Raw genomic sequence first — 20,584 nt, 5'->3', positions numbered from 1 at the left:
GCATAGCATAGTAAAGAATACACCAAGGCGGAGGTGATTGAATGCCTGCATTTGTCGGAGCAATCCAGTTGATCAATATAGGGACCAGCGGAGTGTTCCATGTTGGGGATGTTTATAAAATAGCGCCGATTTCCACCTCTAAAACCTACGCAGGGGCAGGTTCATTCAATACAGGCGAACGTATCTCCGTATCCAATAACAGAAGCCGCCAGACCACTAGCGATAATGAAAACATCGATCAACCTATTCTGTTCAATCTATAAGGGCGGGAGCAGGAGGATATACAATGAATTATTATATTACCCAAACCATCCAGATCCACAGCATCCGCATCGGCAGCATTACAAACTCTTCTATTTTTCAGATTGGCAGTGCCGGTATTATCAAATCTCTCAGTACTCTGTCCAATACAGGCCAATTTACAGAAGAAGCACCGGCCCTTCCAAGTGATGGAGCTGTTACCAAAAGGAGCGAACAGTAGGCATTCACCCAATTATGCCTTTTGCATAGACTGTGCTTAAGCATATACCACTCCAAGAGGAGATGTTATCGATGAATGATCTATACTCGTATGCGGCCGAAATGAAAAAATACTTAGAGAACCAGGCAAATAGAATCCAGGCATTAGAAGCTGAATTAAAAAAATTGAAAGATTTGCAGCAAAGATCCAATGCCCCCGCTCCCATCCATATTGATAAGATTGAATATAAATTCGACCAGCTCAAAATCGAAAAGCTGGACGGCACATTGAATATTGGCATCAACCCTTATGATCTCCAGCATGAAATAGAAGAAATAAGCGCCAATGGGAAGCCTTTCCCTGTGCCCTATTCGCCACAATTGCGCGAAAAACTCACCGAAGAAATAGCCGGAGAAATCACTGTTTTTATAGAAAACGAACTACCTTCTATCATCTCATCTACAGAACTCGAAATGGGCCGCAGCTTCCACGGAGAATATAATCAATTCATTCAAGACGATTTGCTCAAACAGCTGAATAGCCGTATATCCTATTATCTGAACCACTCTTCTCCGCAGATGCTGGATAGCCAAAGGGAAGATTATAAGGAGCGGATCATTGAACAGATAAAAAGCGATATCGAGCAGGCAGTACGCGTATTTTTAATGAATATCCATGAAGGCACGAAAGGAATGGTCTAGATGGAATACCAAGTTACAAACGAAAACCTTTGCGTAAGCAAGGTTAAAGTGATTGCGGTTGCCAGCTCCTCGTTGCTGTTGGTCGGAGATGCCCAAACGATACAGCTTTCTTCCGCTTTTGATACTCCGCCAGAATCGCTCATCATCGGGCCGTTGGTTCCTTTAGCGCCAAAGGCATAGGCCAATATGCTAAGCCGTTCCAGCCATGTCAGGCAACTCAAAATTGTCAATATCGGCCTTAGCTCCATTATGCAAATCGGCGATACCAGCTATATCGACGCCTCGTCCCAAGCATTAGCTGTTCAACAGGATACTAGTTACCTGGAGGATGACCCTGATCAATTCGAAAACTATTCGGTTTTCCGTTACCGGTCCCCACTTCCTGTCATTTTCGAACCCATCCATATGATCACCAATAATAAATGCCTACGCATTAACGTCGATTTGCTGCAAGTGGTAGGGATGGCTTCCTGCTCGATTGTTCATGTAGGAAACGTCCGCCATGCACGAACCGCTACACGGATTCTGAATATCCGAAGGTTGCCGCCATCCTATAATCCGGTTGAACAGCAAGGCTAAAAGGAGATGATTATGCATGCCGGCTATAGTGGGCCCCATTCAAGTAGGATCGGTGACAGGAGGCAGCATCCAATTCGGCGATGCGTTTGTCTACTCCCCGAAATCCTCCAGTAAAACAGCCGCTGGTTCCGGCACCACCAATACAGGTGTCTTTATTATTACGAATAGTGGGCTAAGCGCCACTAATGTACTAGATGCTAACGTTGTCGATCAGCCTATTGTTGGCAATAATTAAAAGGAGCTACCCATGCGGATGCTCCTTTTGCCATTTGTTCGACTCTTGATAAGAGAGACAGTTATAAGAAAAGGCATAAAAAAAAGGGATGACCAGGCCCTAATAAGCCCAGCCATTCCCTGACTGTCTATATTGCTTTCTCATTGTCGCTAAGACTCCCGCTTAGAATGAGATTCAAGATCAAGCAATGTAAGTGGAAGGATCAATCTCAACTAATGATTTTGTGGGAATATATGAAATACTCCTATCAATCAAAGTTCCACTTTATAGTTCCAACAAATGGCCGCCGTCATCAAAAAAGTACAGATAACGGCTGCTCAGCGAGATGCCGAGGATTTCTTCGACAGCCCGTGAATAAAGTTGTATCTGAACAGCATATCGTTTCTCAAGGATGGGCTTTGCCTGCTCGAATCCTCCCGGGAAACGATCCTTGATCCGGTCTGTCTTATAATCCAGCAGAACCGTTCCCTCGGCATCGGTAAACAGGCAATCAATGATTCCCTGCACCATAACAAGCTCGTCAGGGCCATCCCAATCACTGTACGCTTCATGGGCAGGGATCATCAAACTGAATGGCACCTCTCGCTCAATATGGTCGCTGTTCTTCATCCGTTTCGCCACATCCGTCTGGAAAAAGCGGGCAATTTCAGCCACCCGTATTCCTTCCGCCTGTTCAGCAGTCATATATTCACGCTGGACAAGATCGAGAATAAGAGTAGAAATGCTTTCTTCAGTTACTTCTTTTCTTACATCCACTTGCTGCATAACCAAATGGGTAAAGGTTCCGCGTTCAGCGGCTGTCATTTTCTTCGCTTGCATGAAGGCAGGACGCTCATAAATCTTCTTCCGCGGTTTCACTACCTGTAAGGCATTTCCCCTTTCCTGGATTTCAACTTGCCGTTTCAGCTCTGTGACTGTTTGTTTTGATAAGTTGACCACTGCTGACTCACGTTCATATTTCCATGCCAATTGTTTGGCGATCTCCTCGCTGTATGGGGAGTCGACTGGCACTGGCTGGAATGTTTGAATGTATGCCATTGCGTCTTGCTCTACAGCCTCTTCCTCATCTGCCTTCCGAAGGCCGGCAGCGTCTACCAGACTCATTTTCCAGCAAGATGGATGTTCGATAATGTCAGCCGGTACATGGCGTTCAGCGCCGCCCCCGTAAAAATCGCTGTTTTGCTGATGGCGGGCAAGAGCGGGGCCGATCCAGTCGCTGTAGCTTTTCGCCGATGCACGCAGATAGTCCATCAGCTGCCATTCTCCATGGCTCTGTGCATTCCGCCAATTCTTCAAGGTTTTATCTCTGTCCTTCAAGCTGCCGACTAGGATCAATTTTTCTTTTGCCCTCGTCAAAGCGACATACAGGACGCGCATTTCCTCTGCTATCAATTCCAATTGCTTCTTCCGTTTAAAAGCGATTTGCGGCAATGACGGATAAGTGATACGTAGCTCAGGGTTGGTGTACTTGCACGCAAAGCCATATTCCTTATCCAAGAGATAGCTTTTCCGCAAATCCATCATATTGAACTGCCTTGAGATGCCGGCAACAAACACAACCGGAAATTCAAGCCCTTTGCTGGAATGGATCGTCATAATACGGACAACATCTTCTTGCTCGCTTAATGCTCGCGCTGCCCCTAAATCTCCGCCCCGGTCTTGCATACGTTCAATGAAGCGCAAGAAACGGAACAACCCGCGGAAGGAACTTTCTTCATACTGGCGTGCCCTGTCGAAAAGGGCGCGAAGATTGGCTTGCCGCTGTTTCCCGCCTGGCATGCCCCCGACGTAGTCATAATACTTCGTATCTCTGTACAGCTGCCAGATCAGATCTGATAGAGAATGCTGCCTTGCCATTTCGCGCCAATCGTTCAACTGGTTGTAGAAGTGGTGGACCTTACCGTAAAAGTCTTTATGGTTTTCTTGATCCCCTTGTTTGCAGAAAGCTTGGAGAGCCTCAAAATAAGAATCCCCTTTACCGCAAACGCGCACCTTGGCCATCTGTTCCTCATCCAGTCCGACAATCGGTGATCTCAGTACAGATGCAAGGGGAATATCCTGAAGCGGGTTATCGATGACTTTCAAAAGCGACATCATGATGGCTACTTCTGTCGCTTCAAAATAACCGGATGACAGGTTGCCGTATACAGGTATACCTTGCTTCTTGAACTCTTCCATAACTTCTGGGGCCCATGTCATCGACCTCATCAAAATAACAATATCGCGATAAGTAATCACCCGTTCCATTCCTGTTTTCGGATCCGTGATTTTTCTCTTTTCATGAATCATCTCTTTAATAGAGCGGGCAAGCAACCTCGCTTCCAACTGGGCTTTGGCAAGCTCTTCTTCGTCCTCCCCAGAATTAGGCGATCCATTAGTGCCTGCGGCTGCACCGTCTTGGTCGATATACATTACTTCAATCGGATAGGTTTCCCCTGTCGGATAAGGAGCCCCTAGCTTTAATTCAGCATCCTCATCATAGATGATCTCACCGACTCGCACACCCATCAGCTGTTTAAAGAGATAGTTTGTGCCATCCAGCACTTCCTTCCGGCTTCGGAAATTCCGGTTCAGATCAATGCGAAGGCCTCCCCCCGAGCCATCGTGGCGATAGCTGGTATGCTTCGCAAGGAACAGATTGGGCTCAGCCAACCGGAATCGATAGATCGACTGCTTCACGTCCCCAACCATGAAACGATTGCCCTCGCCGCCATTTTTGCTTACGAGGTTAAGAATAGTTTCCTGCACTAGGTTTACATCCTGGTATTCATCCACAAGCACTTCCTGGAATTGCTTCTGATAGGCAAGGGCCACATGTGATGGCACCAATGTTCCGGTTTCGTCTTCTGCCGTCAAGATACGCAGACAATAATGTTCAAGGTCTGAGAAATCGACCAATCCCTTTTCCCGTTTCTCGGCTGCATATTTTGCCTTGAAAGCTTTCACTAATTCCGAAAGCATCGATACATAGCCCCTCAGTTCCTTCATATCGTGAAGATAGCTTTCCGGATTGCGGACAAATAATTCTTTCTTCAGACCTTCGATTGCATCCTTGGCCTGCTTTCTTAAATCCTTTGACTGCTCTGTCAATTCAGGGTTGTATTCATCCCCTTTCACAGATTTCATGGTAGAAAACTTGATCGCCGACATAGCTTCATAGAGCGCATTCCAAGATTGCCGGGAGGCTTGTTCTAACGTCTCCAAGAGAGCCAGATCCTTGATGAAGGTTTCCGCCCTTGGCGCCGGGCCGTCCGGCAATTTTGTCAGTTCCATCGCTCTCTCCAGACAATCCCGGGCTTGCGCCAACTGCAGATTGATATAAAACTGCAAAGCTGGGAAAAACGGCAAATCATCGACGTTTGTCCCATCCTGCACTTCATACATATCCACCATGCCGTCAAGCCAATCATTCGGATAAGGATGGGAGCTTGAGAAATCATCCAGTGTACGAATGATATTCTGCAGCTCAATATCATTCCGGTCACTGCTGAAAGCATCTACCAGCCTGAAGAAAGCTTCATTGTTTTCGATGGCATACTGCTCTTCCAGCAAGTCATCCAATACTTCATCCTTCAGCAGCTCCGCTTCCGTACTGTCTGCAATCCGGAAGCCCGGATCAATATCAATTTCGTAGTAATAGGTACGGATGACATCCAAACAAAATGAATGCAATGTCGATATAGAAGCCTTGTTTAATAGACTGAGCTGTCTGCGCAGATGTTGCGATTCATGATGTTTCTTAATTTCTTTATCAAGCGCCTCCGCAATCCGGTGCCTCATTTCTGCCGCTGCTGCATTCGTAAAGGTCACTACCAACAATTCATCGACATTTATTTCCTTTGAAATAATCTTATTGATAATACGGTTGACAAGGACAGCCGTCTTTCCCGAACCGGCCGCCGCTGCCACCAATATATCCTGCCCTTCAGCCCAAATGGCTTTCCATTGATTTTCTGTCCAGGTTTGTTCAGGCGGCATAGCAGGGATTTGGCTTTTATTCATGCTTGTCCTCCTCATCTTTGATACACTGCATTACTTCTTCCGGTTTCTTTGGCGGCAGAATGCGGTACTGGTTTTCTTTCAATGCATTGTCAAACATGCACACACTCTTATACGGACAGAAGGTGCACGGTATGCGGTCTTTTAGTTTGTATGGGTTAATGATGGTATTGCCATCCATGATTTCATTGCCTGCCTGCTCATAGACATGATGGATATGCCCGCGAAGCCGGTTCATATCCTGTTCACTCGCCACTGGCGCATTTTTCGCAAAGGAACCATCCTTCAAATAGCTCATTGAAATGACATTAGAAGAGCTTTTTTCTCCCTTGACCAAGTCATGGTCCATCATATTCAATACATCTTGGTCTCCAAGCAACAGACCTTTCATCTTAAATTGCTTAAAGATTTCTTCTTCGATGACATCCCCGCTCAGCATCTCGTTCGCTTTGATGATCGGGTTATGCATATGGAAGTAAAGCATGCCTGCCGGATGGGCGGAAGTCCCGATCAGTTTTTGCGCATGGAGGATAATCACGTCGATATAGGTAAGCATCTGAAGAGCCAGGCCGTAATATACCTCATCCAAATTGATATCCTTGCTGCTTGATTTGTAATCAATGATGCGAAGATACGTTTGCTGGTCTATTTGCGCTTTATCCACTCGGTCGATCCTGCCGATCAATTCCATCTCTGTGCCATTTGCCAATCTGAATGTCAAAGGCGGCAGGCTGCCGGTACTCCCAAATCCAAAATCCAATTCGAGTTTAATCGGTTCAAAGCCGCTGTGCCGGGCTTGCTCGCTCAAGACCATGCTTGCTCTGCTGATGACATTTTCAAGTTTGCGTTTGATATAGAAATGCCGGTTCGTACTGAGCAGGATTTGATTTTGCAGTTTAGGAGCCAGCTGTTCGACTGCCCCATTTGCATATTTTTTGCATTCCTCTTTTGTCAGTGAAGCCCATGACCGCTTCTTCTCCAATAAAGCATCCGATATGATTTTTAATGCCCCATGGAACATTTCGCCAATATCAGGGGCTTCCAGACGGAAGACTTTGCGCTCCTGCAGCTTCAGCCCATGCGATGCAAAATGGGAAAAAGCGCAAGCATTGTATTTCTCCATCCTTGAAACGCTTGCCTTCATGCGTTTGCCGTACAGTTGCTTAGAGGTTTCTTCAGAAAGCGGCTGGGCAATATTTTCATAAAAAAGGCTGCCCAACACTTTTTTGGCCGCTTCTGAATAGATGTCCGATTGGATCAACTGGTTATAGAGGCTGTACCACACGTTTTCAACTTTATAACCGCGGGTTTTCTGCTGAAGCACAGCGGATAAATAGGACAGGGCGACATTTTCATTCGGCATGTACGCAAGCTGCTGTTCTTCGCTTTCCCCGCTCGGCTCGTTTTGGTAGGATTGTTCCTTCAGAGAAGGAATTACATCTTTAATCCTTTGCACATACGGTGATGGCAATAAACTTCCACCTTCCTCATCGCCCAGCGGGTAGCTGAGGAACAATTTCTTTGAAGGAGTGGTGAAAGCCCTGTAGGCGGTGAATTCCTCATCCAAGAGCCGCCGCGTGGAATCCGGCGCCAGTTCAATTCCTAAAGATGAAAGGGATTGTCTGTCCTTATCAGAAAGAATGCCTTCTTCACTGACTTTCATCGGCAGGACCCCTTCATTCAAACCGATCACAAAAGCAATATGGACATCTGTCAGGCGCGATAAATCCATATTGGCGACCATGACTTGGTCGATTGCCGGCGGAACTTGGGAAAACTCCAGCGCTTGGAGGCCGGCATCCAAAATGGTAATGAACTGTTTAAGGCTCAGAGAAGTGCTGCCCAGCGTCTCCACAAACTGATCCAATAGTTCTATTACTGATTTCCATGCTTGGTCATGCCGCCTAGCGCTCAGTAAATCGCCCTTCTCTTCCGCAGCCAGTTCAAGTGCTTCCAATTTCTCAGGGATTTTTGATTCTTCGAGAAACAAATATAATGCCTGTGCATAATCCTGGCCCGTCTTGGCTTTTTTGCATCTTTTCTCCAAAAGGGCAAGTGGCGCGGCAAAAAGTTCCTTCAGTTCATTCAATGATTGCTCAATCGCCCGTTCTTGATCGGTCTGCCCTTTCTGTTCCAATTCAAGACCGCGGAATCTGCGGTATCTCCATCTCTCTTTATCCGTCCAACGATTCCCTTTCACTCCCCGCGAAAGTACATAGTTCTCCAATTGGTCGACGCGCAGCCTCATATCCTTCAGATCACTTTCCAATGGATAAAGCATATCCGTTTTTATCGCCCGGAAGACCGGTTCATATCGCCAATGGGTATTTATGGTTTCAAGCGAGGAACGGATTAGTTCGATCAGTGGATGATGAAGCATTGTCTCCTTGCTGTCAATAAAGACAGGAATGCGATAATCACTGAAGACAGTTGTTATGAGGTCGCTGTAATCATGGCCGTTGCGGACAAGTATAGCAATATCTCTCCATCTGCAATGCCCTCCTCTAACTTGGGAAATAATGTCGCGGGCGACGCCTTCTATTTCTGCGCGGCGATTGACGGCCATCGACAAAGTGATATCACTCTTTCCTTCAAACGAATGCGCCGGTCTCTTATTATAGTAATACTCCAGATGTGCAAGGCTTGGGGATTGCTTGAAACGCCGGATTTGCGAGAATACTAAGTCTTCTTCTATCTCAACATCCAGTTGGCGTGCATGTTGGTATAGCTGATCATACAGGCGCGCGCTCATTGCGAAAAGATAGAATTCATCAGGCGGGCCCTGCCTGAACGGGCGATCCATCGTAAGTGCAATGGTCACCTTGCGACAATGCTTCATCAGCCCATTCACTACTTGTAATTCCTGCGGTGTCATACTGTAAAAACCGTCGATATAAATCTCGGCATCCTGCAGATAAGCCGAGTGCGGTATCTTCTCTGCAAGCAGAGTCAGATAATCCTCTGAATCTATATATTTGCCTATCAAGGCTTGTTCGAATTCACTGTATATAATCTGAAGGTCATGCCATTTATCTTTCAGGCTCTGTTCGGTTTCCTGCTCCATTCTTTCCTTCAGCAAGTTTCCCATATCTTCCGGGGAAATGCAGTACCGCTTCAATTCAATCAGCATCTGTTCCATGGAAGCTGTGAATCCCGCTTTGGATGCGGAACGTTGGAAAAGCCTAAGTTCATCCTTCTTCTCTTCAATGATCTTAGTGATCATCATATTAATGCCTGCAGAGCTTAGATGCAGCCTGCTCATGCCCCCGGTTTCCTGCAGCACCCGAAGGGCCAACCGCGGGAAACTGAAAACCTGCGCTGCTATCGTTCCTTTTAGCCCGGGTGTTCCCGCCAAATTGTATTCCGATAAGAATGTCATTTGATCAGGGACCAGATACAATAATGGTTTCCGGCCAGGCTGATCGTACAGCTTTTGTCTAATATCATTGATCATATAAGTTGTTTTTCCGCTTCCGGAACGCCCTAACACAAAACGCAGTGACAAAAGACACAACTCCTTTCAGGGTAAAACGATGTATTTATTATATCATTTTTGGCCCTTATACCTTTAATGGCAACTGCTGTTATCCAGCATTTCCCTAAAACTCAAAAAGGCAGCTCATGCCCCGAGCTGCCAACAATCAAAATCCAACTTTCAATTCGTCGATTGGCCAATACCTGGCCACCACTTTCCCAACCACTTTTTCTTTTTTGATAAAACCAAAATGCCTGCTATCCAAACTATTCAGACGATTATCTCCCATGACAAACAACATATCCTCCGGGACCTTTTTTTCGCCTGTAAAATCCTCCAACGAAAAATCGCCTGTTTCCTTTTGGCCTAACAACGGTTCAGGCAATCCTTTCAAATACGGTTCCTGGTAATACTCCCCATTTACCAAAAGGCGATCATCTTTATAAACAATCCGATCCCCCGGCAAGCCTATTACCCGCTTTACATAATTTTTTTTAGAATCACCTGTAAATACAATGATATCAAACCGCTTGATAGGGTTGAATTCATAGCTGATTTTATTCACAATCAACTTGTCTGTATCATTTAAAGACGGTTGCATCGAGATGCCATCCACATCATAGCTTGAAAAGAGGAATGCCCGTATACAAGCAATGAGCAACAAACCCCATATGGCTGCTATCAGCCATTGTATTGCTGCCTTTTTGGCACCTTCCGTGGATTGTAATTGCTCCATGCTATCCCTTTTCTCTCTGTCTCTTTTTAATTTTTGATTCTATATCCCTATTTAAGCTTAGTTCAATTCTCTTTCCAACATACCACAGAATAAAAATAATCACTAAAACAATAGCCGTACGGTACGGTTTTGTAATCAGCGATGTGATATCGCTCCCGACGTAACTGATGGTGAAAATCATAACAAGCTTCCCCGCTGCCACAGCAAACATATATTTAAGCGTACTGATCCGCGACAAACCGGCCACAATGTTTACAACCGCTGAAGGGGTAAAGGGAAAGCACAGCATAATGAAGATAGGGCCGAACCCATGTACATCCAGCCATTTAGTTAATTTCTTAACTTGCTTATTCCTTTTAAAGAATGCAAGAAATTTAGTATGGCCATATCTCCGGATAATCAGGAAAACCAATATGGCCCCAACCGTTGAACCAATCCATGTAATCAGGAAACCAATCCATAACCCAAATGCATTCGTATTCGCAATCACAAAGACGACCAGAGGAAGGAATGGAAGAAAGGCTTCAACTAGTGGCAGGAGGATCCCCGGGAATATGCCGAATTCTTTATACTGTTGAATTAATTCGAGTATATGTTCTGTTGTAAAAAATGTTTTTAACGTCTCTGCATCCATATAATGCTCCTTACTCAAACATATTCTAGTAGTACGATAACGTTTCAAATATGTACGTATATTATTTATATTACCTTTTTTTCATATAAAAAAAAGACTATGTTTTCTTTTCCATTAATTTTTTCTATACCCTTTTTTCCACCCATGCCAATCATGTACGCGAAAAAGCCCAGCAAGGAAATATTTTCATTTTTAAGGGGATAATAGCGAAAAGTAGAGACAAAAGACGACTTGATATCAAGCCTATAATCCTATATGATAAAAAGGAACGTATGTTCTATAAGGTGATTGATTGGTTGCAGGAGGGATTAGCATGACACGTATACCGGCGGAAGATCGCGACAAAATTGAGCAGGCTATCTATTTGCCCATGGTGCTGATCATTCTCCAGCGCGATCTTTCCATTTTTGAGAAAGGGCCGTTCAAATTAAGGAACCCTTATATAGAATGGGTTGAACAAACAATTGTATACGTACAGCACGAATTAAGGGACGTCAAACATTTTTTGAGGCAGCAAAACATCCGGGTGAATGAAATGAAACGGGATGATGCTTTTACGATGTATGCCTTTTTTTATAAAGGATACGAAGAACATCATAATTATTTTAATCCAAGAATACGCAATAAGGTAGAAGAGCTATTGAAGCATTATCTTTTCGGGCGCCTGCAATAGCCATGTTGCCCTACGTTTCCTGATCGGCCAAAGCATATCTGCGCTTCGTTTCCATTACATTCTGTTCAAGCTTATTCTTAAGGATTGCTGTTCTGGCAAACTGGGTTTCAAAAGCGCTGAATGACATGGAGAGGCATATCTGTTTTTTATTCCTATAAACAACCCTTGTACAGAAAGGGCCATCTTTCATGTACTGTTTAATATTTGAAAGAGCGATCCAAATGCAATTATCCCTGTCCGGAGAAGTCGTCGGGAACATATATAGAGAAAACGATTTTTCAATTTCAATCGGAGCTTTATGCGTATAGCCCGTTAAATATCTCGTGCCCTTCCTTCTGCCATTGTAATCGCTTCCGAAATATTCACAGCTCTTTTTAATGATATCAATCGGTTTTGCCTTTACCATGATCTCTTCCTCTACTTCTACGATACGCGAGTACATAAAGCCCTCAATCCAGACAGGTTCAATCCACAATGTAAAAGGATTGATTTCATATTCCTCCACCACATTCAACATACCCCTCATCCTTTCTCATTAAAGTTTATAGGAATAAAATACCATATTTTTCTCCCTGTACAGTATTTTTCACAGAAAATTCTAAATTAATTTATGATTATCCTCTAAACCGCCTGTTTTTTTTCGGTATAAAAGTTTTTGGTTGATAAAATTCTGAAAATTCTATATAATTATAAAAAGGTTTAGGGGTGATGCTTCATGAATAATGAACAGTCTTATACAGAAATGATGAAAGCTACTTCAAAGAACAAACAAGCCGCAACTGACACATTCATGCTGGAACTCTATGTCGATATGATTCTTCAGGAAGCACTTCTGAAAGCACAGAAAGAAAAACTGCTACAAAAAATTGACGATGCTCTCGACCACAGAGATCATACCCTCTTCTCAACATACTGCCAGGAATTAATTCAATTGAATAAAAAATTTGGTGCATAAGGCCATAGCCTTTCCGCCCATTATAGTCCGCTTCTGCTAAAAAAAGCCCGCTGTCTTTAGACACGGGCCTTTTGCTTATTCCAAATGTTTATTGGTTTTTCCGTAGCTTTCCAACATGGATATCCGCTCCAGCATGGATGGGTGTGTATAGCGAAATAGCTTCACCAATACGGGCGGGTTCACTTGCGACAGTGAAGACTTCGACAATTCCTGAAAAGTACGAATAGCGGAATCCGGATCCCTCACCATTTCGATTGCATATTGATCGGCACTTTTTTCCTCATAGCGCGATATAGCGTTTGAGACCGGACTCGAAAGGAAACTCAAAATAGATACTATACAAAGGAATACAGGCAGAGAACTTAAGCTCCCCATAGAAGGGATATGCCATTCCATCCCTTTCCTTCTGACCAGCCATTCCATCCATTTCGCGGTGAGCCATAAACCGGCAAAACCTGCTGCTACATACATAGCAATCCCATAATAAATATGTTTTTTTACATAATGGCCCATCTCATGCGCCATAATAAATAAAATTTCATCGTCGCTCAACTTCTGAAGTGTGGTGTCCCACAACACAATCCTTGAATTAGATCCTATTCCTGTCACATAGGCGTTCATTGTATTTGTTTTCGTTGCCATGTCCACTTCAAACACATGCTCAGCAGGAATATTGGCCTTCTTCGCCAAGTGAAGGATTTTGTTTTCCAATTGCTTATCCTTTAGCGGGTAAAAATCGTTGTATAGAGGATCAATCACCACAGGTTTAATGAACATAAAGAACAGCATAAAGGGAATCGACAGCAACCATAAGTAAAACCACCAGCGCTTAGGGCTTTTCCTGATTAAGTAATAAAGCGTGCAAACGATCAAAGTCGTAATCAAGAAAGAAACCCAAAAATCAATCAAACCATCTTTCATCCACATAGCAAAGGATTCATTGGAGATATTATATTTTTTCGACAAATAATAGCTAAGATACTGAAAAGGAAAAGAAGCAGCATATGAGATGAGCGAAAGATAAAATACATAAACGGCATTCTGAATAATGGATAATCTGCTCATCGAAGCGGCAGTCTTCGCCATTTTCCCCGATAAGCCCACTGTCAGTATAACGATATACAACAGCCATTCAAACGGCGTATTCAAAAAGAACAAAAAGTTCTTTACCTTGGAATACTCCTCACTCAATAAGAGCTGCCTTTCATTCATAAATGTAATGGGATCCGCGCTTGTCCCTTTATATTGCCCGGGTATGGATGGATCGCTAAACACAAAGATATACAGATAAACAGCGAGCGCAAATATCACATATATACCTGCCCACTTCATTACTTTTCGTGACATACTCAACCTCCTCCTGCACTAATAGCCTCCATTATGGCGAAGGCAATTCTTAATGCTGTCATACAAGCCCCTTATTAATGTAATGTAAGATGGGACAAATTAGAACCAGCTATTAAGGAAACAGGCCGATAAACAATCAATCGCGATTGTTCATATATTATTCAATATTTTTCCTTTCTACTCATTCATTACCAATAATTGTTGATGTATGATTACGAGGAGGCCATTTCCTTATAAAACGTCACCAATAGGCGCACGCCTTATTGTACATGGCTCCCTCGATGATCACAGTGAAGAAAAGAGGCATCGGCATGAAGAAACTATATATCATATTTACCCTTTTATTAGTGGCCGGGATTGGCTCAGGCATTTATTATTTCACTGAATACCGGCAATCAAAAATGGAATTTCCCAAGGATGCAGTATTACAGACACAATGGGGCGATCCCTATACATATCGTCATTTAACACCCAAAGTCCGGCTGATTGAATTTATGTATACGCAATGCCCTGATATTTGCCCTAATACCACCTTTCAGATGAAGCAGCTTCGCGACCGCCTTGAAAAAGAGGGCGTGTTCGGCAGCAAAGTTGAATTTTTAACCGTATCCTTTGATCCGGACCGGGATACAAAAGAAGTCCTCGACCGGTATGCCCAAACGTTTGAAATAAACAAAAGCAAAGGCTGGTATCTATTGAGCGGAGAGAAAAAGGATGTCCAAAGTCTAGCTGACCATCTGAATTTCCAATACCGCGATCCGGGAACCGGACAATTTGTCCATTCCAGCGCGACCTACTTATTGGATGCAAATAATCGTGTCATCGAGGTATTTGGCATGGGAGAAAAAGACTTTAATCAAAAAAAAGTGTATAAAAAAATCATGCGTGCTATTTAAAGCTTTGAAAAAGAACATCCCGATCAGGATGTTCTTTTTCAAACGAGCATGGCGCGGTCGCTTGCCATTTGCTCTCCACGGATTCTTTGAAATTCACTCAACAACTTTTCAATCGTTAATTGTTTTTTCTGTTCCTCGTCACTCATAAAAATAATCTGGCCTTTGTCCATCAGAATCAATCGATTGCCTAGATCGAGGGCCTGCTGCATATTATGGGTAACCATCAAAGTTGTTAACCCATACTCTTTTACAATATCCTTCGTCAACCGGGTGACCAGCTCGGCACGCGAAGGATCCAGGGCGGCTGTATGTTCATCAAGCAAAAGAATTTTGGGTTCAGTGAATGTCGCCATCAATAAAGATAATGCTTGCCTCTCTCCCCCGGAAAGCAGCCCCACCTTGGCATTCAGCCTGTTTTCCAGGCCAAGGTTCAACGATTCAAGCTTCTCGCGGAATAATTCCTTCCTTTTTTTAGTGACTCCCCATTTAAGATTCCTTGTAGCTGTCCGCCCATAAGCAATAGCTAAATTCTCTTCTATCGTCATAGCCGGAGCCGTTCCGGCCATCGGATCCTGAAAAACACGGCCGATTTGCCGGGCACGCTTATGCTCCTGCAGCGATGTGACATTTTTTCCGTCAATCATGATTTGCCCGATGTCAGGTTTGAGTTTGCCGGAAACCATATTCATTAATGTCGATTTCCCGGCCCCATTGCTGCCAATGACAGTCACAAAGTCACCCTTGGACAAATGAAGATCAATGTGCGACAACGCCATTTTTTCATCAGGCGTGCCTTCATTGAATACTTTATAGATCTGCTTTAATTGTAGCAATATGATCACCTCCAGTAGTGCTGCCCATATCACTCTTCAAATGTAATTCTTTTAGGCGCTTCTGTTTCCGATTGCGTTCTTTCTGCTTATCGATGATTTTCGGCAAAATCAAGGCGATGATGACGATAATGGCTGTAATCAGCTTCATGTCCCCCGTATCCAGGAAGTTAGCCTGCATGGCGAGCGTAACGACAATACGGTAGATGATAGCCCCGCCTACAACCGCAAACGTAGCTCTCATAATAGAACGGCTGCCGAAGACTGCTTCCCCAATTATGACGGACGCCAGGCCGATGACAATCATTCCGATTCCCATACCTACATCACTGAATCCTCCATATTGGGCGATGAGCGCTCCCGATAAAGCGACCAATCCATTTGAAATTCCGAGACCGAGGATTTTCATATTGCTTGTATTGGCCGAAAAACTGTGGATCATATTTTCATTGTCCCCTGTTGCCCGAATCGCAAGGCCGACTTCCGTTTTTAGGAAGGCATCGATGACACACTTAATCAGCAAGGTAACCACAAGCATCGACAGTAAAACGCCCCAGCTTGACGGAAGAATTCCCTGCAGTCCGGCGCTGTCCAACAGCGAACCAACAGCACCGTTTAATGAAGATGAATTCCAGGAATCGCGGATTTTGGAGATGACAGTATCTTCCGTCAATAACGGGACATTCGAACGGCCCATAATCCTCAAGTTAATTGAGTACAGTGCGATCATCATGAGAATTCCGGATAACAATGGATTAATTTTCCCCTTCGTATGAAGAATGCCCGTTATGGAGCCAGCCAAAAAACCGGCACAGGCAGCCACAATCGTCGCTATAATCGGATTATGCCCATTTACAATCATAATTGCCGCTGTCCCTGCACCTGTCACAAAGCTTCCGTCAACCGTCAGATCAGGAAAATCAAGGATTCGGAATGATAAATAGACTCCTAACGCCATAATGGCATATATTACCCCTGCTTCTATTGCATTAAAAATAGCTCCCGCCATACGCCTCTTCCTCTCTCTACAAAATCCAAAGGCTGCTAAAAAAGAAAGCCGACGCAATATCAGATCATTCTTCCTGCCTGCGCCAGCATATCAGCTCTTCTCCTTGCTATAGCAAGTCCCTCTATTTGACGAGCTCTGCTTTTTCCTTCCATTCATCTTTCACGGTCACACCCATTTCTTCAGCCGCTTTTTCGTTGATGGAGAAATGCAATTTTTTTGGGTATTCCGCTGGGATATCCTCTGCTTTTTTACCGTCTTTCAAGATAGAAGCCGCCATTTCGCCAGCCTGATAACCGATATCATAGTAACTGAATCCATATGCAGCGAAAGCACCGCGCTTTACGGAATCCAATTCACCTGCGAATAAAGGCAATTTTTTGTCCTTGGCTACCATAATGACTGATTCGAGAGCTTGCACGACTGTGTTATCGGTTATGATATAGATGGCATCCACTTTGCCTGCTAAGGACTCGGCAGCCTGCTTCACTTCAGATGATGTAGAAACAGATGATTCGACAACTTTCACTCCTTTTTCTTTTGCCGCTTTTTTCATCTCCTTAATTTGGACAAGCGAATTTTGCTCGCCGGAATTATAGATGGTCCCCACCCGCTTAGCTTTCATTTCATCGGCAATGAAAGCCACTGTGCTCGGAATAGCCTCCGGATGGGTGTCAGATGTTCCCGTAATATTCCCGCCAGGTTTCTCCATCGATTTTACCAATTTGGTACTGACAGGATCAGTGACCGATGTAAATATAATCGGAATATCCTTTGTCGCATTCAAAGCAGCCAACGCACTTGGAGTCGCATTTGCAAAAATCAAATCAACTTTTTGCGACACAAAATTATTGGCGATTGTAGCTGTGTTATTCTGATCGCCCTGTGCATTCTGATCATCATATTTTACTTTGAGGCCTTTATCTTTGATTGCTTTCTTAAACCCTTTGCTTGCCTCATCAAGGGACGGATGCTCCACAAATTGCGTAAATCCGATCGTATATGTTTGATCCTTAGAGTCATTTCCGCCCTTTACATCATCATTCGTCTTCGAACTGCAGCCGGCCAATAATAAAATTGACAGCACACCTGCTGCCATTGTCCACCTTGCTTTTCCCATTTGATTTCCCCCTTAGTTTCCGCTCCAATAAAGTGAAATTTTAATTGGCGACGGTTTTCATTCATCTCCGATCGTCTTAGTTGATACAATCAATTTCTTACTGATGCTTGATGACCTGCTTGCACTTCTTCGCCTTCACATATCTTTGAGTCTCAGCGCCAGTTAGAATGGCGGGATAAATAAAGCCAATTTGCTTTTATGCTTTTATGCACTAAATTATATCTGTTTTTTCAAAAAATTCAATCTCTTTTCGATCTTTCTGTACGTTTAAGTGTACTTCAGATAACGGAAAGCGCTTTCTTTTTGGATTTTCCTACCTCCTTTTTTACTTGTCTTTACAAAAGTATTCCACAAGCTCTTTCTACATTCCTTCCCTTTTTCATCAAGAGAAATCGACATCCATCAGCGAGAGGCGAGCTCTTTTTTACATTCTTCCAGAAATTTCATAGGCGAAGAAGCTTTGATGTTGATTTGGCATGAATGATAAAAAGCCTCCCTGAACGAAAGGCTGCTACTTTTATTCTTCTTTTTCCAAATTGTCTTTAACGCCATTTTTTAAATCGAAATAAGCTTTGATGATTCCCTGGCCAATCAATTTATTAATCGGGTCGTTATCGCTCCTCATAGAAGGCACGACAACAGAGAAAGCTACCTCCGGATGTTCATAGGGTGCATAGCCGACGAGTGTCAGGTTATAGGTCGGTTCGCTTAGGTCGGTTTTGTGTTTGACCGGATCGTAGTAGAAGGACTGCGCCGTTCCAGTTTTTCCGGCTATATGGTACTGGCGGTATGGCTCGTGGCCGAAATACTTGAAAGCCGTCCCTCCCTGCTCCTGGTATACACGGCGAAAGCCTTCCTGGACATTGGCGATTTCATTGTCTTTATTATCGATTTTATTGAGGTACACCGGTTTAAAAGAACGGATTAACGATGATTGATGGCGATCGGTAGTGGAAGGCCTGCGAATTTCTTTCACAAGATGAGGTTGCACACGATAGCCCCCATTGGCGATGGTCGATACATATTGAGTCAGCTGCATCGGCGTATACGTATCATATTGCCCGATGGCAAAGTCGAGCAGCAGGCCGGGTGTTTCGGCACGGTTTTTCACACCCGTTGATTCATTTGGCAAATCGATACCCGTTTTCTCCCCAAGTCCAAACTGGCTAAAATGATAGCGCATTTCATCGAAGGCTTCAGACCGATTTGGCAATTTCATATTAGGATGATACTCTCTTCCAAGCATTTTCATCGCCAACTTGAACATATAAACATTGGATGATCGCTTTAAGGCATCTATTTCATTGACCCATCCCATTGAGCTGACGGATTTCTTTACATGAGTGCCTCTCAATTGGATCGGTGCATCCAGCATAGTTGTATAAGGACTAATTTTTCCGGAATGATAGCCAGTCAGTACCGTTGCCCCTTTTACCACAGAGCCCATCTCATAAGCCGAATTGATGGTTCCCAGCGCATAGTCCTTAACCTTTAATTTTCCATTTTCCCTTGTAATCTGCTTGCCGGCCATGCTTAATATTTCTCCGGTCATCGGATTCATCATGACCACAAAAGCTTTATCCATAAATTTGCCTCCGCCGCTGCTTTTGGCCCGGATCAACTCTTTAGTCAGGACATCTTCCACTTTCTTCTGTAGCTCTATATCTGTCGTCAAGACCAGGTCGTCACCTTGCTGGCCTTCCTTGACCGACTTGCTGTCGATAATCTCTCCGGCATTATTTGTGACGACTTCATTCACTGGCTTTACGCCTTGAAGGACGTCTTCGTATTTCATTTCAAGCTGGCTTGTTCCTACACGGTCATTGCGGCTATAACCCCGTGCCAAGTAATAACTGAGCTTTTCTAGGGGCAGCCCCGTTTCAGATGTAGTAACTCTCCCCAATACCGACGCGAATGTATCTTTATACGGGTATTTCCGTTTCCAGTCAATGACAATATCCACACCCGGCAAATCGTCCAGCACTTCACTTACTGTTGCGATTTCTGCCGATGTAACACCTTTATCTTTTATTGGCTGGGGTGTAAAGGCATATCCTTTCTTCATCTCCCGGAAAATGGCCAATACCTTCAGTTCTGCCGCTGTAATGGAATCTAAATCGGCTTTTGTTATTCTCTCCAGCTGCAGATGGTACAGATCTTCCTGTTCTAACTTCTCATTTTGCAATTCGTTTTTATTAAGCTTAGCGGCTGCTTTTTTGGGATGAAGCAGCATCCAATAATCTTTCATATCCCTTTCCGTTATCTTGTCAGTCTCAAGCGTTATGTAGCGGGAAAGTTTTTGGGCGGTTTTGAGCATTTTCTTTGGTGAATCACGTTCACCCTGAATATAAACAATGCTATTGACTCCTTCATTATCAACAATCATGCGATAGTTTTTGTCCATAATGCGACCGCGGGGAACCGATGTTTTGACCGTTTTCTTTTCGGTCTGGTTCACTTGATTCTTATAGTAATCGCCGGATAAAATTTGGACATATCCCAAACGCATAATCAGAGCCACAAAAAGGAGGAAAATCATAAAAAACATGATATTGAGCCTATTCGAACTGGTTTTTTTCTGTTTTTTACGTTCTTTTGCCTTCATTCCTATCTACACTCCTATACGGGTTCCTCAAAAAACCAATAAAGAAACCAGAAAGATTATTCCTACAACACAGTAGAAAAAAATCGTCAAGGGCTGGGGCATAATGATGTATAACATAGAGCAGCAAATGAAGGCGATCCCACTGAACGCACTGACGTTTTTCTTAAACATACTGAAACTCCTTTCAAATCTAATTAGACTGTTAATGTATATGGCTGCCTGTTTAGGCATGCCCCCCACTTCCAATGGCTTCTTGGGCAATGTAAATAATTCCGAGTCTTCCTTCAAAAAGAATTGGTTTATTCATTAAACACTCAGGCTCAGGCTTGGCGA

At 43.9% G+C, this 20,584-nt stretch carries 19 protein-coding genes; 9 read left to right on the top strand and 10 right to left on the bottom strand.

What is annotated here, in order from left to right:
* Window positions 1-41: 41 nt before the first annotated feature.
* From BN1765_RS06095 to BN1765_RS06070, 6 genes are all read left to right on the top strand, one after another.
* Entirely contained in the window at window positions 42-263 is a 222-nt protein-coding gene (locus BN1765_RS06095; RefSeq protein ID WP_050614273.1) for a spore germination protein, read from the top strand.
* Between the two features lie 23 nt (window positions 264-286).
* Complete coding sequence (locus tag BN1765_RS06090) at window positions 287-481, top strand: spore germination protein GerPB (protein ID WP_050614272.1); 195 nt, start codon at window positions 287-289, stop codon at window positions 479-481.
* A 71-nt stretch (window positions 482-552) separates the two neighbouring features.
* Window positions 553-1,161, top strand: a complete 609-nt coding sequence (gene gerPC / locus BN1765_RS06085; RefSeq protein WP_050614271.1) for a spore germination protein GerPC — start codon at window positions 553-555, stop codon at window positions 1,159-1,161.
* Window positions 1,162-1,341: a hypothetical protein gene (locus BN1765_RS06080; protein WP_050614270.1), complete on the top strand. Its 180-nt coding sequence runs from the start codon at window positions 1,162-1,164 to the stop codon at window positions 1,339-1,341. It begins immediately after the preceding gene.
* Window positions 1,342-1,347: 6 nt separating this feature from the next.
* Complete coding sequence (locus tag BN1765_RS06075) at window positions 1,348-1,740, top strand: spore germination protein GerPE (RefSeq protein ID WP_050614269.1); 393 nt, start codon at window positions 1,348-1,350, stop codon at window positions 1,738-1,740.
* Between the two features lie 16 nt (window positions 1,741-1,756).
* The gene (locus BN1765_RS06070; protein WP_050614268.1) at window positions 1,757-1,975 is read left to right on the top strand and encodes a spore germination protein; all 219 of its coding nucleotides are present in this window, start codon (window positions 1,757-1,759) and stop codon (window positions 1,973-1,975) included.
* A 264-nt stretch (window positions 1,976-2,239) separates the two neighbouring features.
* Here the strand turns inward: BN1765_RS06070 and addA are convergent, their stop codons facing one another.
* The 4 genes from addA to BN1765_RS06050 all read right to left on the bottom strand — a co-directional run bounded on the left by addA (window position 2,240) and on the right by BN1765_RS06050 (window position 10,819).
* Window positions 2,240-5,977 (bottom strand): helicase-exonuclease AddAB subunit AddA, encoded by a 3,738-nt coding sequence (gene addA / locus BN1765_RS06065; protein ID WP_050614267.1) that lies wholly within the window; start codon window positions 5,975-5,977, stop codon window positions 2,240-2,242.
* Window positions 5,970-9,479 (bottom strand): helicase-exonuclease AddAB subunit AddB, encoded by a 3,510-nt coding sequence (gene addB, locus BN1765_RS06060; protein ID WP_050614266.1) that lies wholly within the window; start codon window positions 9,477-9,479, stop codon window positions 5,970-5,972. Before addB ends, addA begins: the two co-directional genes overlap by 8 nt.
* A gap of 136 nt (window positions 9,480-9,615) precedes the next feature.
* Window positions 9,616-10,185 carry a signal peptidase I gene (gene lepB, locus BN1765_RS06055; protein WP_050614265.1) on the bottom strand — a complete coding sequence of 190 codons (570 nt, stop codon included), beginning with the start codon at window positions 10,183-10,185 and terminating at the stop codon, window positions 9,616-9,618.
* A 1-nt stretch (window position 10,186) separates the two neighbouring features.
* On the bottom strand, window positions 10,187-10,819 hold the full coding sequence (locus BN1765_RS06050; protein WP_050614264.1) for a TVP38/TMEM64 family protein: 633 nt from the start codon (window positions 10,817-10,819) through the stop codon (window positions 10,187-10,189).
* A gap of 313 nt (window positions 10,820-11,132) precedes the next feature.
* On the opposite strand from BN1765_RS06050, the gene BN1765_RS06045 reads away from it, so the two are divergent.
* Entirely contained in the window at window positions 11,133-11,492 is a 360-nt protein-coding gene (locus BN1765_RS06045; protein WP_050614263.1) for a YhjD family protein, read from the top strand.
* Window positions 11,493-11,502: 10 nt separating this feature from the next.
* Here BN1765_RS06045 and BN1765_RS06040 read toward each other — a convergent pair whose 3' ends face one another.
* Window positions 11,503-12,009 carry a competence protein ComK gene (locus tag BN1765_RS06040; protein ID WP_187119426.1) on the bottom strand — a complete coding sequence of 169 codons (507 nt, stop codon included), beginning with the start codon at window positions 12,007-12,009 and terminating at the stop codon, window positions 11,503-11,505.
* Window positions 12,010-12,207: 198 nt separating this feature from the next.
* Between BN1765_RS06040 and BN1765_RS06035 the strand changes: the two genes are divergently transcribed.
* Window positions 12,208-12,447 (top strand): IDEAL domain-containing protein, encoded by a 240-nt coding sequence (locus tag BN1765_RS06035; RefSeq protein WP_050614261.1) that lies wholly within the window; start codon window positions 12,208-12,210, stop codon window positions 12,445-12,447.
* A 75-nt stretch (window positions 12,448-12,522) separates the two neighbouring features.
* Here the strand turns inward: BN1765_RS06035 and BN1765_RS06030 are convergent, their stop codons facing one another.
* A complete protein-coding gene (locus BN1765_RS06030) occupies window positions 12,523-13,794 on the bottom strand; it encodes a M48 family metallopeptidase (RefSeq protein WP_050614260.1) in 1,272 nt (423 codons plus the stop codon).
* A 311-nt stretch (window positions 13,795-14,105) separates the two neighbouring features.
* On the opposite strand from BN1765_RS06030, the gene BN1765_RS06025 reads away from it, so the two are divergent.
* A complete protein-coding gene (locus tag BN1765_RS06025) occupies window positions 14,106-14,690 on the top strand; it encodes an SCO family protein (protein WP_050614259.1) in 585 nt (194 codons plus the stop codon).
* A 38-nt stretch (window positions 14,691-14,728) separates the two neighbouring features.
* Here the strand turns inward: BN1765_RS06025 and BN1765_RS06020 are convergent, their stop codons facing one another.
* The 4 genes from BN1765_RS06020 to BN1765_RS06005 all read right to left on the bottom strand — a co-directional run bounded on the left by BN1765_RS06020 (window position 14,729) and on the right by BN1765_RS06005 (window position 20,251).
* Window positions 14,729-15,523, bottom strand: coding sequence for an ABC transporter ATP-binding protein (locus tag BN1765_RS06020; protein ID WP_050614258.1), 795 nt, complete (start codon window positions 15,521-15,523; stop codon window positions 14,729-14,731).
* Entirely contained in the window at window positions 15,498-16,529 is a 1,032-nt protein-coding gene (locus BN1765_RS06015) for an ABC transporter permease (protein WP_050614257.1), read from the bottom strand. Before BN1765_RS06015 ends, BN1765_RS06020 begins: the two co-directional genes overlap by 26 nt.
* Before the next feature lie 121 nt (window positions 16,530-16,650).
* Window positions 16,651-17,646 (bottom strand): ABC transporter substrate-binding protein, encoded by a 996-nt coding sequence (locus tag BN1765_RS06010; RefSeq protein ID WP_050614256.1) that lies wholly within the window; start codon window positions 17,644-17,646, stop codon window positions 16,651-16,653.
* Window positions 17,647-18,163: 517 nt separating this feature from the next.
* Window positions 18,164-20,251, bottom strand: coding sequence for a peptidoglycan D,D-transpeptidase FtsI family protein (locus BN1765_RS06005; RefSeq protein WP_050614255.1), 2,088 nt, complete (start codon window positions 20,249-20,251; stop codon window positions 18,164-18,166).
* Window positions 20,252-20,584 lie beyond the last annotated feature (333 nt).

It is taken from the genome of Bacillus testis (assembly GCF_001243895.1).
Lineage (GTDB): Bacteria > Bacillota > Bacilli > Bacillales > DSM-1321 > Bacillus_AD > Bacillus_AD testis.
The sequence above is the reverse complement of the archived record's forward strand: the minus strand, read 5'-3'. Positions and strand labels throughout refer to the sequence as shown.

Coding starts and splice junctions, on each gene's coding strand:
- BN1765_RS06095 (WP_050614273.1), top strand. CDS start 42: ATGCCTGCATTTGTCGGAGCAATCCAGTTGATCAATATAGGGACCAGC.
- BN1765_RS06090 (WP_050614272.1), top strand. CDS start 287: ATGAATTATTATATTACCCAAACCATCCAGATCCACAGCATCCGCATC.
- gerPC (WP_050614271.1), top strand. CDS start 553: ATGAATGATCTATACTCGTATGCGGCCGAAATGAAAAAATACTTAGAG.
- BN1765_RS06080 (WP_050614270.1), top strand. CDS start 1,162: ATGGAATACCAAGTTACAAACGAAAACCTTTGCGTAAGCAAGGTTAAA.
- BN1765_RS06075 (WP_050614269.1), top strand. CDS start 1,348: ATGCTAAGCCGTTCCAGCCATGTCAGGCAACTCAAAATTGTCAATATC.
- BN1765_RS06070 (WP_050614268.1), top strand. CDS start 1,757: ATGCCGGCTATAGTGGGCCCCATTCAAGTAGGATCGGTGACAGGAGGC.
- addA (WP_050614267.1), bottom strand. CDS start 5,977: ATGAATAAAAGCCAAATCCCTGCTATGCCGCCTGAACAAACCTGGACA.
- lepB (WP_050614265.1), bottom strand. CDS start 10,185: ATGGAGCAATTACAATCCACGGAAGGTGCCAAAAAGGCAGCAATACAA.
- BN1765_RS06050 (WP_050614264.1), bottom strand. CDS start 10,819: ATGGATGCAGAGACGTTAAAAACATTTTTTACAACAGAACATATACTC.
- BN1765_RS06045 (WP_050614263.1), top strand. CDS start 11,133: ATGACACGTATACCGGCGGAAGATCGCGACAAAATTGAGCAGGCTATC.
- BN1765_RS06040 (WP_187119426.1), bottom strand. CDS start 12,009: ATGTTGAATGTGGTGGAGGAATATGAAATCAATCCTTTTACATTGTGG.
- BN1765_RS06035 (WP_050614261.1), top strand. CDS start 12,208: ATGAATAATGAACAGTCTTATACAGAAATGATGAAAGCTACTTCAAAG.
- BN1765_RS06030 (WP_050614260.1), bottom strand. CDS start 13,794: ATGTCACGAAAAGTAATGAAGTGGGCAGGTATATATGTGATATTTGCG.
- BN1765_RS06025 (WP_050614259.1), top strand. CDS start 14,106: ATGAAGAAACTATATATCATATTTACCCTTTTATTAGTGGCCGGGATT.
- BN1765_RS06015 (WP_050614257.1), bottom strand. CDS start 16,529: ATGGCGGGAGCTATTTTTAATGCAATAGAAGCAGGGGTAATATATGCC.
- BN1765_RS06010 (WP_050614256.1), bottom strand. CDS start 17,646: ATGGGAAAAGCAAGGTGGACAATGGCAGCAGGTGTGCTGTCAATTTTA.
- BN1765_RS06005 (WP_050614255.1), bottom strand. CDS start 20,251: ATGAAGGCAAAAGAACGTAAAAAACAGAAAAAAACCAGTTCGAATAGG.